Source organism: Actinomycetota bacterium (assembly GCA_018334075.1).
Classification (GTDB): domain Bacteria; phylum Actinomycetota; class Coriobacteriia; order Anaerosomatales; family UBA912; genus JAGXSC01.
Genome location: JAGXSC010000044.1, coordinates 122,397 through 136,588, shown reverse-complemented (window position 1 = coordinate 136,588; position 14,192 = coordinate 122,397). Strand labels below are relative to the sequence as shown.

16 protein-coding genes are annotated in these 14,192 nt (G+C 54.8%); 15 read left to right on the top strand and 1 reads right to left on the bottom strand.

Translation table 11 applies throughout. The features are described from left to right. The first annotated feature begins 155 nt into the window (after positions 1-155). Positions 156-1,661: a GAF domain-containing protein gene (locus KGZ89_05810; GenBank protein ID MBS3974367.1), complete on the top strand. Its 1,506-nt coding sequence runs from the start codon at positions 156-158 to the stop codon at positions 1,659-1,661. Positions 1,662-1,708: 47 nt separating this feature from the next. Here the strand turns inward: KGZ89_05810 and rpmB are convergent, their stop codons facing one another. Further along, on the bottom strand, positions 1,709-1,897 hold the full coding sequence (gene rpmB / locus KGZ89_05805) for a 50S ribosomal protein L28 (protein ID MBS3974366.1): 189 nt from the start codon (positions 1,895-1,897) through the stop codon (positions 1,709-1,711). Between the two features lie 180 nt (positions 1,898-2,077). On the opposite strand from rpmB, the gene KGZ89_05800 reads away from it, so the two are divergent. From KGZ89_05800 to fabG, 14 genes are all read left to right on the top strand, one after another. Beyond that, positions 2,078-2,425 (top strand): Asp23/Gls24 family envelope stress response protein, encoded by a 348-nt coding sequence (locus tag KGZ89_05800; GenBank protein ID MBS3974365.1) that lies wholly within the window; start codon positions 2,078-2,080, stop codon positions 2,423-2,425. Beyond that, positions 2,422-4,056, top strand: coding sequence for a DAK2 domain-containing protein (locus KGZ89_05795; protein ID MBS3974364.1), 1,635 nt, complete (start codon positions 2,422-2,424; stop codon positions 4,054-4,056). The genes KGZ89_05800 and KGZ89_05795 overlap by 4 nt, the downstream gene beginning before the upstream one ends. A 20-nt stretch (positions 4,057-4,076) precedes the next feature. Continuing rightward, on the top strand, positions 4,077-4,931 hold the full coding sequence (locus KGZ89_05790) for a DegV family protein (GenBank protein MBS3974363.1): 855 nt from the start codon (positions 4,077-4,079) through the stop codon (positions 4,929-4,931). A 9-nt stretch (positions 4,932-4,940) separates the two neighbouring features. After that, positions 4,941-7,052, top strand: a complete 2,112-nt coding sequence (gene recG, locus KGZ89_05785; protein MBS3974362.1) for an ATP-dependent DNA helicase RecG — start codon at positions 4,941-4,943, stop codon at positions 7,050-7,052. After that, entirely contained in the window at positions 7,049-7,621 is a 573-nt protein-coding gene (gene rsmD / locus KGZ89_05780) for a 16S rRNA (guanine(966)-N(2))-methyltransferase RsmD (GenBank protein ID MBS3974361.1), read from the top strand. Before recG ends, rsmD begins: the two co-directional genes overlap by 4 nt. Further along, positions 7,618-8,109 carry a pantetheine-phosphate adenylyltransferase gene (coaD, locus tag KGZ89_05775; protein MBS3974360.1) on the top strand — a complete coding sequence of 164 codons (492 nt, stop codon included), beginning with the start codon at positions 7,618-7,620 and terminating at the stop codon, positions 8,107-8,109. The genes rsmD and coaD overlap by 4 nt, the downstream gene beginning before the upstream one ends. A gap of 12 nt (positions 8,110-8,121) precedes the next feature. Continuing rightward, the gene (locus tag KGZ89_05770; GenBank protein ID MBS3974359.1) at positions 8,122-8,583 is read left to right on the top strand and encodes an ATPase; all 462 of its coding nucleotides are present in this window, start codon (positions 8,122-8,124) and stop codon (positions 8,581-8,583) included. A gap of 15 nt (positions 8,584-8,598) precedes the next feature. Then, entirely contained in the window at positions 8,599-9,129 is a 531-nt protein-coding gene (locus tag KGZ89_05765; protein MBS3974358.1) for a DUF177 domain-containing protein, read from the top strand. Between the two features lie 101 nt (positions 9,130-9,230). Continuing rightward, complete coding sequence (gene rpmF / locus KGZ89_05760; protein ID MBS3974357.1) at positions 9,231-9,407, top strand: 50S ribosomal protein L32; 177 nt, start codon at positions 9,231-9,233, stop codon at positions 9,405-9,407. A gap of 80 nt (positions 9,408-9,487) precedes the next feature. Then, on the top strand, positions 9,488-10,495 hold the full coding sequence (gene plsX / locus KGZ89_05755; protein ID MBS3974356.1) for a phosphate acyltransferase PlsX: 1,008 nt from the start codon (positions 9,488-9,490) through the stop codon (positions 10,493-10,495). Further along, entirely contained in the window at positions 10,495-11,493 is a 999-nt protein-coding gene (locus KGZ89_05750) for a ketoacyl-ACP synthase III (protein ID MBS3974355.1), read from the top strand. The genes plsX and KGZ89_05750 overlap by 1 nt, the downstream gene beginning before the upstream one ends. Before the next feature lie 24 nt (positions 11,494-11,517). Further along, a complete protein-coding gene (fabK, locus tag KGZ89_05745; protein ID MBS3974354.1) occupies positions 11,518-12,465 on the top strand; it encodes an enoyl-[acyl-carrier-protein] reductase FabK in 948 nt (315 codons plus the stop codon). After that, positions 12,459-13,397, top strand: coding sequence for an ACP S-malonyltransferase (locus KGZ89_05740; GenBank protein MBS3974353.1), 939 nt, complete (start codon positions 12,459-12,461; stop codon positions 13,395-13,397). The genes fabK and KGZ89_05740 overlap by 7 nt, the downstream gene beginning before the upstream one ends. Then, positions 13,397-14,143, top strand: coding sequence for a 3-oxoacyl-[acyl-carrier-protein] reductase (gene fabG, locus KGZ89_05735; GenBank protein ID MBS3974352.1), 747 nt, complete (start codon positions 13,397-13,399; stop codon positions 14,141-14,143). Before KGZ89_05740 ends, fabG begins: the two co-directional genes overlap by 1 nt. Positions 14,144-14,192: the final 49 nt, after the last annotated feature.

Genomic DNA, 14,192 nt, shown 5'->3' with positions numbered 1-14,192 from the left:
GGTCTGTGCGAGAGGGGGTAGTAGTCACGCCTGGCTGCCGCAGTATGCCCATAGCGCCTGTCGAAACTGGAGCTAGTGAGCTATTAACAGAAAGCGCTCGCGCTAGACTACGCCTGTACAGTGCACCATCTCTTGACGCCAAGGGTGGGGAATCGATGAAAGCTAGTCGCACCCAGCCTGCTCTTTTCGATCCAGTGGATAGTTCCGCTGTAATCTGCGCTTTTTTTGATTTCTCCAGATCCTACATTTCAGCTGTAAGCGCCAATCTTTGGATATTGGATTCAGATCGCGGTCGAGTTCATATCATCGCATCGTGCGATGAAAAGGGCGGGGTTGTTGCGCAGCAGCTTTCCGACGGAGACATCGTTCTTGAAGCGCTGGAAAGCGGTATGTCGATACTGCGCGCAGCACCCGAAACAAGCACGCACGGGGAGTCATCGGGGCTTTGGCAGTATGCTATGCCACTTGGCTCTGGCACGGTTCGAGGCGTAGTGACCCTTGGCATAGAATCGGATACCCTGCCGGAGATAGAGCGATTTGAGCAAGCAGTCGAGCATCACAGGATGGTTCTCCTCGGCGCCCTTGCTTTTCATTGCACTCAAGCGCGGGAGGACTCTGTACGTGCCTTATCCCTGGGAATTCAGGAGCTGGCCACTGCAGTTGATTCCGAGTCGATATTGCGTGTCGCACTCAATCACGCGATGGCTCTCCTCAAGGGTCATACCGGTAGCATCATGTTGCTCGATGGAGACAGACAGGTGCTGCGAATTGCTATTTCTCGCGGCCTACCACAGGAGTTGAGCAGCCGAACGACTGTAGCGGTTGGTGAGGGCGTATCCGGTTGGGTCGCTGCTACAGGAAAACCTTTGGTCATCGAAGACGTCGCCAAGACCGGACGTGCCAACGGCGGGCGACACGGGGTCCTTATCGCCCTTTCCTCGCCAATTATGGATGACTCTGGTCTTATCGGCGTGATCAATATAGGCAGAAAAAGCCAGGAAGGCTTTTTGAGCCATCAGCGGGAACATCTGAATATGTTTCTGACGCATCTTGCCACCGCCTTGCGAGTGGCAGATGGATCAAGGCGCTCTCGGCAAACACATTTAACCACACTGAAAGCATTAGCTTTGGCTTTGGAGTTGAACTATCCGCATGCTGCGGGCGGGAAGAGCCGGGTAGTCGAGTGGTCATCGCGACTCGGAATCGAGCTTGGCATGGCACCTGAAGACCTGGAGGCGCTGGAAGTGGCGTCCGTGCTGTACGACATGGGTATCGATTTTTCGGCGCTCGCAGGTGGCTCCGGTGGGCCGTTGACCACATACGAACGAGGATTATTGATGATGCATCCTCTGCTCGCCGCTGAGATCCTTGAGAAGGCCAATGTGATGCAGGCAGCCATACCGATCGTCCTTCATCATCATGAGCGGTTTGATGGCAGTGGTTATGTGGCGAGATTGGCCGGAACTGAGATTCCGCTTGGAGCCAGGATTCTGGCCGTCACAGACGCTTTTGCGGCCATGACCGCTCATCGACCATATCGCCGGGCCATGACGTCTACAGAGGTCATCCAAGAACTCAAGAGGTGCGCCGGCACGCAGTTTGACCCAGCTATCGTTGAGCTGTTTTGCCCGATGATAGATACAGGTCACGCTTCCTGCTGATTGGCGCCAGACGCCGCGGAGATGGCTTAGCCCTGACTACACCCGGTTTAGCCGCGCTGAATCTTGCCGGCTTTCATGCACTTGGTGCATACATTGACCTTTTTAGTGCTGCCCTCCACTATCGCGGTGATCTTTTGAATGTTTGGAGTAAACATACGATTGGTCACACGATGTGAATGGCTGACATTTCTGCCCGCACTTGGATGCTTACCGCATATGCAACATACCCTAGACACACCAGGCTCCATTCATCGAAATCAAGTCAAGGTTTACTTGAGCTACAAGTTGTCGTCGCCACTCGGCGCAAAGCCTGAAGACGATAACATAACAAGAAGTGCATCCGCAAGAATACGGCTTTCGATTATACTTCACTGGACATCTGAGCCAGATATCGCCGAGGAGGTAGGTATTTTCTGATGGACCAGACTATTGACGGTCAAATAAGCATCGCTAACGAGGTGCTCGCAGATATTGCGGGCTATGCAGCACTTGAGTGCTATGGGGTTGTCGGTATGGCTAATCCATCCGTTCGCGACGATGTAGCGCAGGTGCTTTCGAGAGATAAACTCAGAAAAGGCGTTCGTATCTCGACAGGAACTGAGGGTGCGATCGTTCACCTGCACGTCATCATCGAGCATGGCACCAAGCTGGCCGAGGTCTCACGCAATCTCGCTGACAGGGTTCGTTATGTTCTAACTTCGATCGGTGATGTCTCTGTTGAGTCTGTGGAAGTTCACGTACAAGGCATAAAGGTTCGCAAATGATCGAGGCCAACGTAGCAGACCCATCCCCGAAATCTATTGCAAGCGTCCTCGTCAGAGCAGCTGCGGCGGCACTCTCCGATCGCGTCGAGGAGGTCAACCGACTAAACGTATTTCCCGTTCCCGATGGCGACACCGGGACCAATATGTCTCTAACGATGGAGGCGGTAATTTCGGCGCTTACCGCTCTTCCTGACGACGCTGACATTCCAGCGGTATGCAAAGCGATCACTCATGGGTCACTAATGGGCGCGCGAGGCAACTCAGGCGTGATTCTGAGTCAGATCATACGAGGTTTGTGTGAGTCCTTTGCTGCCGAGACGCTCATTGACAGCGGCGTGGTTGCCTCGGCGCTGCAACGCTCGGTCGAAGTTTCGTTTCAGGCAGTCAGGAAGCCAGTTGAGGGCACTATACTGACGGTTCTGCGCGACACGGCAAAGAAAGCGAAGGAAGTTCATGGCCTCGGCGCCTCTCTCGATGAACTGCTGGAGGCATCCGTTCAAGAATCGTTCGAATCGGTGAAACGAACACCCGAACTGCTCCCGGTACTGAAAGAGAACAATGTTGTGGATGCCGGCGGATATGGCCTGGCCATCCTCGGCGAGGGACTACTTGCCGCCTATGAGGGCAAGGAGGTTATCGTTCCCGATGTTTCGATAGCGGGTGCCTCCGGCCTCTTAATAGAGGTAGTGGACGACTGGGACGACAGCGAATATCTGTACTGCACAGAGTTTCTTCTCTATGGCGAAGATATCGACAAGGACGCCGTTTCAGATTTCGTTCAGGAGCATGGTGGCTCTGAGCTGGTCATTGGGGATCAGGGGCAGTACAAGATTCATGTCCATACCGATTCCCCCGGGGCTATCTTGTCGTATATGACGACGATCGGCGAGATATCCGATGTCCACGTCAACAATATGCGCCGGCAAAGCGCGCAGCGCTCAGAAGGTATTGCTGCTGCGGCAAAAAGTGAACCTCACAAGCCGATTGGCATTGTAACCGTGGCGTCCGGTGATGGTATCTCGGCAATATTCAAAAGCCTCGGCGTAGATCAGGTCGTCAGCGGGGGTCAGACGATGAATCCTTCAACGGCCGAGCTGCTCAAGGCCGCTTCCCGGATAAGCGCGGACTCGGTCATAATCCTGCCTAACAACAAGAATGTCATAATGTCTGCTCGGCAGGCAGCCGAACACGCCGAATTCCCAATCTCTGTGGTTCCGACTCGCTCGATTCCTCAAGCACTTACGGCCATACTCGAGATGGACCCTGGCCTGTCACTTGAAGAGAACGTCGCTAATATGGCTGAAGCGATCGAGGGTGTCAGAACCGGGGAGATAACTACTGCGATAAAAGATTCCAAGGCCAACGGCCATGTCATCAAGAAGGGCGATATCATTGGCATCGCCGATGACCAGATTGCGGTGGTTGGCGCGGATGTGTTCGACGTCGCCGAGCAGCTCGTGGCTGTAATGATCGGAGATTTACAGACTCTTACGCTCTTTGCAGGCGAGGAGTTTTCGGATGAGCAGATGGAGGAATTGAGAATTCGCATTCAAGAGACATATCCCAAGGTTGAAGTCGAAACCTACCGTGGCGAACAGCCTCTTTACCCGATAATTATCTCAGCAGAATAGTGGGACGAATGGAGGCTACGATGGGGAAAGTTGGATTGGTGTGCGACAGCACATGTGATTTAGGGCCAGTGTGGTGTGATGCGAATGACATCAAGATGGTTCCGCTCAAGGTCCTCTTTGGCGAAGAAACCTTTAGGGACTGGCTAGATCTCTCGCCCAAGCAGTTCTACGACAAGCTCGTGACCACAAAGACGCTCCCCAAGACATCTCAACCGTCACCCCTGGAGTTCAGCGAGGTCTATGCCGAGCTGGCTCGGCAGGGCTGCGAGGAAATCGTGTCCATCCATCTTAGTCAGGCTATATCCGGGACTTGTGAATCCGCGCGTATGGCCGCCGATGATGCCTCGGTGCCGGTTCGGATCGTCGATACAAAAGCGGTCAGCCAGGCTACCGGGCTTGCGGTCAAGAGTGCGGTCGAGGCGAGGAACTCAGGAGTAAGCGGTGAGGAGGTCGAGGCTAGAACGCTAAAGGTCGTCTCTCAGACCCGTATGTTCTTTGTCCTGGATACACTCGAGTACCTGGTCAAGGGTGGTCGTGCCGGCAAAGCTCAAGGACTCGCCGCATCACTTCTCAATATCAAGCCAATCCTCACGCTTACTCCGGAGGGCGTGGTCGCGCCCTTCAAAAAGGTCAAAGGCACCCGCAAGGCTATGCACGAGATGGTGACACAACTTGTTTCGGACTCTAAGGCGCTGGGTCCTTTGAAGGTCACAATCTTTCAAGCCGACGCGCCCGATCTTATCGGTGAATTTGAAAGTCTGGTCAAAGAGGCTGATTTTGAGTGCGAGATCGAAGTAGGCGGTTGGGTAGGCTCTGTAATCGGCACATACGGCGGGCCGAATGCGATTGGCTGTGCGTATCACCCTATTGCATAGGAGTATCCGGTGTCACAAGCAGGGTCTGGCTTGCGCTTGCATGCGTTAGAGGTGCTTGACGCTCCTATCCGCACCGTCAGGCAGGTCAGTCTCGCTCGTGCTGACGGGTTTGCGCGGCTCGGAATCACCACGGTTCGAGATCTCCTCGAGCACTTGCCTCATCGATACATCGACTTTCGACAGCTCTGCCTTGTCAAGGAGTTGCAATCTGGCGTCGAAGCGACCGTGCTTGGAACAGTTATGGAGATCCACATCAAGACCCCCAGGCCGAAGCTTTCTATTCTGGAGGTTGCGATATCCGACGATGCCGGCGGCGTGCTAGTTGGAATCTGGTACAACCAGGATTACATGAAAGATCAATTCGCTCCCGGCGACAGGGTTGCGTTCGCCGGGATCCCCAAGTTCGAGTTTGGAATGATGCAGATCAGGCGACCGTTCGTTGAGAAACTGGATAGCGAATATGATGCATTGAGTCTGAATCGCATCTTCCCAGTGCATCGCTGCACCGAGGGCCTCACCACAAACTGGATTCGCAAGATAGTCTCGAACGCGTTGAGCGAAGGCATCTACGTCCCAGACTATCTTCCTGCACGAATACGTATCGCTCGACAACTCATGTCTAGGGGGCAGGCTTTCCAGTCGGCCCACTTTCCTCAAGATCAGGAGGCGCTTCTCGCCGCGAAAAAGCGATTTGTCTACGACGAGTTGCTCTGTTTGCAGCTTGGATTGGCCATGCGTCGGCATCGACTCGGCCATAACCGAGTTGGGTATCCGCACACTATCGATGGGCCTTTTGTCCGCCGGCTTCCCGATCTCTTGTCATTCGCTCTAACCTCGGGTCAAAAGGAGGCCATAGGGGAAATACTCGGTGACATGGCGGATACAAAGCCGATGAACCGCATGCTTGTAGGTGATGTTGGTACCGGCAAGACCCTCGTTGCAGCCCAGGCGCTTGCGGCGGCGGTTGATTCGGGAAAACAGGCTGCGATAATGGCGCCAACCGAAGTGTTGGCAAATCAGTACCGCATCAGTCTGGGGCATCTTTTTGATCAACTAGGGATCGAATGGGCGCTTCTCACAGGCTCGACTCCGAAGGCGCAAAAGGAGGAGGTTCTCCAGAAAGTCGCCGACGGCAGGATCGACGTTTTGCTTGGAACACACTCTGTTATCGGCCCGGGCGTAAAGTTTTGCGATCTAACTCTCGCTATCGTCGATGAGCAGCACCGTTTCGGGGTCAACCAGAGGCTGGGCTTGCGCAATAAAGGTGCCGCCGTTGACCTGCTTGTGATGTCAGCAACTCCGATCCCGCGGTCACTCGCCCTTACTTTTTATGGTGATTTGGCAGTCTCATACTTAAAGGAGAGGCCCGGAAATCGCGGTGACCTGCATGTCAAAACCGAGTGCATCCCAAAATCCCGAAGAAATCAGGCGTATAAAGCGATTCGGCAGGCTGTTGCACAGGGACGACAGGCTTACATCATCTGCCCACTCGTCGAGGAGCAGGCCAAATCGGATAGCAGGTCGGCACTGAAAGAAGTGCAGCGGCTGAAGGCGAGTGTGTTTCCTGATTTACGCTTAGGAATACTCACTGGAAGAATGCGTCCCATCGAAAAAAGCGATGTCATGGAAAGATTCAGGGCAGGGACTATCGATGTCCTTGTTGCAACTACCGTTGTTGAGGTCGGAGTGGATGTGCCCAATGCCACTGTGATGATAGTGGAGGATGCGGAGCGATTTGGTCTCGCACAGCTACATCAGTTGCGTGGACGGATAGGAAGGGGAGAGCACCCCGGGCTCTTTTTTGCTTTCGCCGATCCTAGGACTTCTGCTGGCCGAACAAGGATGAAAGCTTTGGAATCTTCGACCGACGGATTTTTCCTCGCACAAAAGGATCTTGAGCTTCGTGGGCATGGTCATCTGTTTGGCGAGAGACAATCGGGTTTGCCGGAGCTCAGGTTCGCTTCTTTGACAGACGACGCTGATTTGGTAGAGATTGCCAGAAATGACACCCTCTCCATCATCCAAGAGGATCCTGAACTCATGGATCCTGTGCATCGTCCGCTTAGCGTTGAAGTCAAGCAGCGCTTCGGAAGCGCATGGAAGTGGGTGAGCAGCGGATGAGAGTCATCGGTGGGCAATTTGCCTCAAGGCTTATCGCCGCGCCTCCTGGGCGAGCGACGCGCCCTACTCAAGACAGGGTTCGCGAAGGCTTGTTTTCTCGGCTGGATGCATATGAAGCACTCGAAGGTGCGCAGGTGCTGGACGCGTTTGCAGGTTCGGGTGCACTCGGAATCGAAGCGATATCCAGAGGCGCCACCCACGTGACTTTGGTCGAAAGCGATGCGCGCGCGATGCGTGTGCTCAAATCGAACCTTCACTCACTCGGCATAGAAGATTTCGCCACCGTATACAGAAGCGATGCTCTCGCTGCTGGCGTCTTGCCTTTGCTTTGCAATAGATCATACTCGTTGATTCTTCTGGACCCTCCTTATAGAATCGACAAGTCCAAGGTCAAACGCTTTATTGCGAACCTAGATGACGCCGGTGCTCTGGAAGATGGCGCTTTTGTAGCCTGGGAGCACGACGCTTCATCTAGCGTTGACTGGCCGAGTAGATTTGTCTCGCTCGGCGGGCGCGTTTATGGAACCACCGAGATTGACATCGCCGTCTACCGTAAGGAAGAGGAATGAAGCGAGGATTATGTCCCGGAACGTTTGATCCGGTCACATCCGGTCACATCGATATCATCGAGCGCGCGTCTGCGATCCTCGACGAGCTTGTCGTAGGTGTCGCCCATAGCCCCGACAAGGGCGGTGGTCCGTTGTTCCCAGTAGATCAGCGTGTATCGCTTATCCAAGAATCGGTATCACACTTGCCCAACGTGACCGTTAGGGCGTTTAATAGCCTTTTGGTGGATTTTGCGCATGAAGTTGGCGCTTCCATTATTATAAAGGGGTTGCGCGCTGTAACCGATTTCGAGCGCGAGTTTCAGATGGCGCAGTTGAACTACAGGCTTGATAGAAAGATTGAAACCATGTTTGTGATGGCAATACCCGAGTTCATGTACTTGAGTTCGTCGGCGGTCAAGGAGATCGCCGGACATGGCGGATCGGTCGAGGGACTCGTTCCTGACGTCGTGCATGAAGCGCTTCGTCAGCGATTGTTATACCCAAAATAAGGGAGGATCTCTATGGATGTAATGGCCTTGATAGATCGCATCGAAGAAGTCGTGGACGGTGGCCGAAACATACCTTTTTCCAGTGCTAAAATGGTCGATCCGGAGAAGATCTACGAGGTCATAGATGAGATCAGGCTCCAATTTCCTGATGAGATCAAGCAGGCGCGCTGGATAGTCAAAGAGCGCCAGGAGATGCTTGAGGACGCCGAGAAAGAGGCGAACAAGATTCTCGAGGAAGCACGCGACCGTGCAATGGCTATCGCGAGCGAGCAGGAGATAGTCAAGATGTCAGAGCAGCAGGCCGCTGCCATTATGGATGACGCACGCACAAAGGAGCGGGAGATTCGCCTCGGTGCTGAAGATTATGCTGATGAAATGTTGGCCAACCTCGAGGTCAATCTCGGCAAGTTGCTGACAGCTGTGCAGCGCGGTCGCGATCGTCTTCAAGGTAAAGTCTCCGGGCAACGCCAGTAAGGGTCGGTGTATGGATTGGACGCGTCTTATGTTGTCGATGTCGGCGACATCTTGCACGACCTTGGCTCATCTATCGCCGTCAAGGATGAACTGTCGCTAGATGACATTCATTACAACGAGATACTCTTCGTCTTTGACGGACCGGTGCAATTTGATGCCCTGATTACCAACACCGGTGCGGGGCTGGTTCTAAGTGGCGAGGTGTCAGCATCGATACGCACCGACTGTTCAAGGTGCCTCGAATCGTTCGTTTTTCCTCTCGATGCCGATATCGAGGGCTTCTTCACAACACAGGACAAGGCGGCTGAACTGCCCGAAGACCAGGAGTGGGAGCCGGTGCACAACGATGCGGTAGATATTCTTCCGAGCGTGATATCGGCCATTACGATCGAGTTGCCTATTGCGCCCGTTCATGACCCGCAGTGCAGGGGGATATGCCCCGAATGCGGTTGTGACTTGAATGCAAGCACATGCTCGTGCGAGAGTCCGGGTCAATCGCCTAGTCCATTCGAGGGGTTGCGGTCGCTGTTCAAGGACTCAAACTAAAGATCACGGTTGAGCGTATTCTTCAGTATGCTATCATCTACCGCCACATGTTTTTTGCCGAGTAGTTTCGCGGATATTCCGCTGGAAGGAGTATGGGTATCATGGCTGTTCCCAAGAGGAAGAAGGGTCGCGCCAAGACCGCTTCCAGACGCGCCAACCATGTAATTTGCGCGCCGACAAAGTCAGTGTGTTCACAGTGTCACCAGGTAAAGTTGCCGCATCGAGTATGCGCCTCCTGTGGCTATTATAAGAATCAGGAAGTTGTCGACACCAAATAGTCGGTATCTCGGCCGCATGTTTCCGGCCGAGCCCGTACTAACGTAAACACTGCCTAACCAATCAGGGGCCCTAAGGGATGATGTCTGACAGTCAACGTGTTGTGGTCGCTGTTGATGCCGTGGGCGGAGACAATGGCCCAAAGGTCATTCTTGAGGGCGTCGAAGCGGCGCTGACGCACGATCACGCCTTGGAAATTCTGCTGACAGGCCCGCTCGACGCCACTGCGGATTTTGCGGCCAAACATGAGCGTTGTACTGCTGTGGAAACGTCCGAGATAATCGAGATGGACGAGCACCCAGTAAACGCTGTCCGAAGCAAGAAGGATTCGTCGATCGTTGTGGGCTGCAGGTTGGTTCGGGAGGGCAGGGCCCAGGCATTTTTCTCGGCAGGCTCCACCGGCGCTTGTATGGCTGCGGCGACGCTCGTGATGGGGCGGGCCGAAGGTGTGACGCGACCCGCGATAGCCACCGTGATCCCCACTCAGGCCAAACCGGTGATTCTTTTGGACGCCGGGGCTAACGCCGATTGCAAGCCCGAGCATCTTTTGGATTTCGCGTTCATGGGATCAGCCTATGCGCGGATTGTGCTTGGGGTCGCCGAGCCCAGAATCGCCCTGCTCAACATCGGAGAAGAGCCATCGAAAGGATCCGCACTTACCGTAGAGGCGCATCGGCTTATGAGTTCGGTGGTGCCGGGATTTATCGGAAACATCGAAGGTCGCGACTTCGTCTCTGGCTCCGCTGACGTGATCGTTACCGACGGATTTACCGGAAACGTCGTACTCAAGCTGCTGGAGGGCGCGAGTAAATCACTGCTTTCCCAGGTGAAAGACGCCATGACAGGTGATCTCATCTCCATGGCTGCCGCAAGCGTTCTAAAACCAAGGTTACTTGAGCTCAAACGTCGCCTGAACCCGGATACTTATGGCGGCGCTCCACTACTTGGAGTCAAGGGTGAGTGCATCATTGGGCATGGTTCGTCCGGCCCACTTGCGGTTGCATCGGCGATGCGAGTTGCCGCGCAGGCGGTACGGGGAGGACTTTCCGAGGAGGTCGCTCGTATGTTGCGTGGAGCTTCCGACGGATGATGCGGCCATCTGAGCAGCCACGCTTCGCCGAGATCGCCGGAATCGGCTCTTACTTGCCCGAGCGGGTACTAACCAACGCCGAGCTTGAAGTTATGGTCGATACCTCCGATGCGTGGATCAAGGCACGCACGGGCATCAGCGAACGAAGAATCGCTGCACCCAATCAGGCAAGTAGCGATCTTGCGGCAGAAGCCGGGTCCCGCGCGCTGGCCGACGCAGGATTGTCTGCCGAGGACTTGGACCTGATCATCGTCGGAACTTCAAGTCCCGATATGGTGTTTCCCTCTACCGCTTGCCTGACTCAAGCAAAGCTCAATGCCACTTGCCCCTCTTATGACCTCAATGCGGCGTGTACGGGATTTGTGTACGCACTTCAAGCGGGTGTCTCGGCTATCGAGTCGGGCAGGGCCGATGTCGTTTTGGTGATCGGCGCTGATGCACTGAGTAGGTACGTCGACTTTACCGATCGCTCTACCTGTGTGCTCTTCGGCGATGGTGCGGGAGCTGTTGTGCTACGAGCCTCTCAAGCCGCAGGTGTGCTCGGCATTGCGCTCGGATCTGATGGCACCGGCTCCGAACTGTTGAAAGTACCCTCAGGTGGCTCGGCGATGCCGATCACTCACGAGTTGATCGCCCGCAAGGCGCAGTACATCAAGATGAACGGCAATGAGGTGTTTCGTTTTGCGGTAAGGGCGATCCCGAAAGTCACGCGTAAAGCGCTTGAGCTCTCCGATCTATCAATAGGTGATATAGATTGGCTCATCCCGCATCAGGCCAACCAAAGGATACTCGACACGATAGAAGCCCGTTTGGGTATAGAACATGAAAGGGTGTTTACCAACCTTGCCAGAACCGGGAATACGTCGGCCGCATCAATACCTTTGGCCCTTGATGAACTGTATACTGGCGGCAATCTGAGGCACGGGAACCATCTGGCGTTAGTTGGATTTGGGGCTGGCCTTACATGGGGCGCCGCCATCGTCCGTTGGACAAAATAACTCTCAAAATGAGAAGGAGTGAATATGGCTTTTCGCACACGACTGACAAAGATCCTCGGGATCGAGCATCCCGTTATTCAAGGCGGAATGGCCTGGACTGCCACCGCTGAGCTTGCAGCCGCAGTAAGCCAGGCAGGCGGTTTTGGTATCATCGGAGCGGGTCACATGCCCACAGATATACTTCGTGATCAGATCCGCCAGGCGAAAACTCTGACTACTAAACCGTTCGGCGTGAATCTCATGCTGCTGACCCCTCACATTGACGACATAGTGACCATGGTTCTTGAAGAACGGGTTTCTGCGGTGACAACAGGAGCTGGCAACCCCGGAAAGTACATGGATGCGCTAAAGGAGCGGGGAATAAAGGTCCTTCCGGTCGCGCCAAGCGTTGCGCTGGCCAAGCGACTTGAGTCGATCGGCGCCGATGCAATCATCGGCGAAGGTATGGAGGCAGGCGGCCACATAGGGGAGCTCACAACGATGGCGCTCACCCCGCAACTGGTCGACGCCGTTAGTGTCCCGGTGGTAGCGGCTGGCGGTATCGCTAATGGCCGCGGGATGGCTGCGGTTTTTGCGCTCGGCGCGGAAGGTGTCCAGATCGGCACCAGATTCATGTGCGCCGAGGAGTGCATGATACATCCCGACGTGAAGGCCAGGATACTCAAGGCCAAGGATCGAGACACGGTCGTTACAGGATACTCCACCGGTCATCCGGTTAGAGTGCTCAAGAACAAGCTCTCTCGAATCATCTCCGATTACGATCGCGAGAACAGGCCCGATGATATCGAGAAGCTAGGTAGCGGGAAGCTCGCTTTGGCTATGCGCGAAGGTGACCTTGAGATGGGCTCTTTGATGGCTGGTCAATCCTCGGCTATGGTATGTAAGATTCAACCTGCAGCCGAGATTATTGACGAGATCGTCTCCGAGGCTGCGGAAGTCATCTCTAAAATGCAAAGGTTGGTCGAGTGCTAACGAGTGCAACCTCATCCGTCATGGTCTTTCCCGGCCAGGGGTCGCAGTATCCTGGGATGCTTGATCTTGTCCCGGAAAATGACACTCTTGACCGCCTGATTGATGCTGCCGAGGCTCTATCCGGCGCTGATCTGCAAGCTTTAGGTACATCGGGCGATATCGACCCTGTCATTCTCACAGACACGCGTATCTCCCAGCCGCTGATATATCTTTCCGCCTGGGCATGGGGTATCGCAGTGCTCGACTCGGGATTGGAGCCCGTAGCCGTTGCCGGCCACAGCCTTGGTGAGTTCGTGGCACTATCGATTGCCGGAGTCTTTTCGGTGGAAGCCGGGCTCGAGCTGGTGGTGGCCCGCTCACAGTTGATGGCCGAGGCCGCCGCTGCTAACCCTGGAGCCATGAACGCTGTTCTCGGTATCGACAAAAAAACGCTTACTCCATATCTGGATGGAATTGAAGATGTGTGGATCGCAAATGACAACTCCGCCAAGCAGGTTGTCATCTCGGGTAGCGCGCAGGGCATACATCGGGCATCGGAGATTTTACTCAAGGAAGCTAACTGCCGAGTGATTCCACTCAAAGTTTCCGGGGCGTTTCATACGCCGATGATGCAGTCGGCATCCGATGCGTTCGAGGAGATGCTCATCCGGACCGAGTTCAAGGACGCCTCTATCCCCGTAATCCAAAACGTAGATCCTGAAGTGGGGTCCAACGCAGAGGACATTCGGTCCCGCCTGATCAAGCAGATGACCTCACCTGTGCAATGGGTCGAAACGATGAATATCATATCCAGCTATGCTCCCGTTGTGATGGTTGAAGCGGGGCCTGGTACGGTACTGAACGGACTCGCCAGGGACATACCTGGGGTTACACGAGTGAGTGTGGAGTCCGTCGGACTCGAATATATTCTTGAGGAGGTGATCTCGCAGTGATTGATCTTTCAGGCAGGGTTGCTTTAGTCACGGGCGCCTCCAGGGGTATCGGAGCCGCTGTTGCCAAGGTGCTTGCCTCTTGTGGGGCGGCAGTTGCCGTGAACTACGCCGGCAGCAAGGAAAAGGCTGAACTGGTGGCCGCCGATATTCGCAGCATGGGCGGAAGCGCGGTACCGATTATGGCCGATATTACAGTGCCGGAATCCGCAAAACTTCTGGTAGACACTACGATCTCTGAGCTCGGAGGCCTTCACATTGTGGTCAACAACGCCGGCTTGACTCGAGACGGCTTGATAGCCCGCATGAGCGACAGTGATTGGAGTGAGGTTATCGCGACCAATCTTACCGGGACCTTCAACGTAACCCGGGCTGCAGTGCGACACCTCATGAAGCAACGCTCAGGCTCCATCGTAAACATAACTTCGGTGGTAGGTCTGAGCGGAAATGCGGGTCAGGCCAACTACTCGGCAGCCAAAGCGGGAATCATCGGCCTGACGAAATCGACGGCTCGTGAGCTTGCCAGCCGTGGCATTCGTGCCAATGCCGTTGCGCCAGGATTCATCGACACCGACATGACTGCGACACTTCCCGATAGCGTTCGGGATCAAGCGCTTGCCAGTATCGCCCTAAACACATTTGGCGCAGGCGAGGATGTAGCCTATGCAGTCGCTTTCCTTGCCTCAGATCAAGCTCGATACATCACCGGCCAGGTACTGGCCGTTGATGGAGGTATGACCTTTTCATGACATAGAGTGTTGTGGTATTCATTGTTGCCGTAAAGACCAGGAAAGGGAG

Coding starts and splice junctions, on each gene's coding strand:
- KGZ89_05790 (MBS3974363.1), top strand. CDS start 4,077: ATGGGGAAAGTTGGATTGGTGTGCGACAGCACATGTGATTTAGGGCCA.
- KGZ89_05810 (MBS3974367.1), top strand. CDS start 156: ATGAAAGCTAGTCGCACCCAGCCTGCTCTTTTCGATCCAGTGGATAGT.
- rsmD (MBS3974361.1), top strand. CDS start 7,049: ATGAGAGTCATCGGTGGGCAATTTGCCTCAAGGCTTATCGCCGCGCCT.
- coaD (MBS3974360.1), top strand. CDS start 7,618: ATGAAGCGAGGATTATGTCCCGGAACGTTTGATCCGGTCACATCCGGT.
- KGZ89_05795 (MBS3974364.1), top strand. CDS start 2,422: ATGATCGAGGCCAACGTAGCAGACCCATCCCCGAAATCTATTGCAAGC.
- fabK (MBS3974354.1), top strand. CDS start 11,518: ATGGCTTTTCGCACACGACTGACAAAGATCCTCGGGATCGAGCATCCC.
- plsX (MBS3974356.1), top strand. CDS start 9,488: ATGTCTGACAGTCAACGTGTTGTGGTCGCTGTTGATGCCGTGGGCGGA.
- KGZ89_05800 (MBS3974365.1), top strand. CDS start 2,078: ATGGACCAGACTATTGACGGTCAAATAAGCATCGCTAACGAGGTGCTC.
- KGZ89_05770 (MBS3974359.1), top strand. CDS start 8,122: ATGGATGTAATGGCCTTGATAGATCGCATCGAAGAAGTCGTGGACGGT.
- rpmF (MBS3974357.1), top strand. CDS start 9,231: ATGGCTGTTCCCAAGAGGAAGAAGGGTCGCGCCAAGACCGCTTCCAGA.
- KGZ89_05750 (MBS3974355.1), top strand. CDS start 10,495: ATGCGGCCATCTGAGCAGCCACGCTTCGCCGAGATCGCCGGAATCGGC.